Annotated in this window: 2 rRNA genes; both read right to left on the bottom strand. The window is 58.7% G+C overall.

Going from position 1 to position 1,321, the window contains the following annotated elements:
* Window positions 1–720: ribosomal RNA gene (locus tag AC1AYP_RS10600) — 23S ribosomal RNA — on the bottom strand; the annotation flags it as partial.
* A gap of 460 nt (window positions 721–1,180) precedes the next feature.
* Window positions 1,181–1,321, bottom strand: a 16S ribosomal RNA gene (locus AC1AYP_RS10595); the annotation flags it as partial.

The following is a 1,321-nucleotide window of genomic DNA, read 5'->3' as shown; positions in this document are numbered from 1 at the left end:
ACGCCTTATTCAGACTCGCCTTCGCTACGCGTACCCCACACGGGTTACGCTCGCCACCTGCCACTGACTCGCAGACTCATTTTTCGATAGGCACGCCGTCACCCCATCAAGGAGGCTCCGACGGATCGTAGGCGCACGGTTTCAGGTACTCTTTCACTCCCCTCCCGGGGTGCTTTTCACCTTTCCCTCACGGTACTAGTTCACTATCGGTCGGACAGGAATATCTAGGCTTACCCCACGGTCGGGGCGGATTCACACGGGATTCCACGAGGCCCGCGCTACTTGGGAACACGCGATCATGAGACCATGCGCATACGACTACGGGGCCATCACCCTCCACGGCCAGGCATCCAATCCTGTTCGTCTCGCACACGGCTTTATCACTCACGCCCGGTCCGTCGGAACCGGGACACACGCTCCCACAACCCCGATGCCGCAACCCCCGACGGGTATCACACGACACCGGTTTGGCCTGATCCGCTTTCGCTCGCCACTACTCACGGAACATCCTTTCCTACAGGTACTGAGATGTTTCACTTCCCTGCGTACCCCCCAGCCCGAAGACTGGTGCCACCCCATCCAGGGTGGCGGGTTCCCCCATTCGGACATCCTGGGATCAAAGCCCTGTCGGCGGCTCCCCCAGGCCTATCGCGGCCCCACACGTCCTTCATCGGTCCTGTCCGCCAAGGCATCCACCACTGCGCCCTCACCAGCAACACACGAAAGCGTCACCGGCGAAAACCAAATTCGCGAATACATCGGACGACACATCAACACAACATGTCAAAATGATCACAAAACGACCGAACGAACACCCAAGACAAAAAAACATCTCGGAGTCCATTCGAAATCAACAGAAACAAGAAAAAAACTCTTTCTTGCTCGCGTCCACTATCCAGTTCTCAAACCACCAACACACACCCCGACCAGCCACACCGACGACAAGCCGGCAAGCCAAGCCAGGAAGGCATCGGACCCGCACACCGGAAGGAAACACCCTCCAGGAGTGGCGGTCCGGGAACCCAAAAGCATGCCGCACCACCCACAAGAGCCACCCCCAAAAGGGACGACCCGAAAAAGCCAACGATCTCTTCCACACCAGCAACCCCGACCCACGTGCGACGATCGCACGCGCGGGGCACACACCGGACGAGAAACCCTCGCCCTGAATTCTCCGTAGAAAGGAGGTGATCCAGCCGCACCTTCCGGTACGGCTACCTTGTTACGACTTAGTCCCAATCACGAGCCTCACCTTAGACGGCTCCACCCTCCAAAGGAGGTTAGGCCACCGGCTTCGGGTGCTGCCCACTTTCATGACTTG

The organism is Bifidobacterium sp. LH_424 (assembly GCF_056356895.1).
This window is presented reverse-complemented; position numbering and strand designations above follow the sequence as displayed.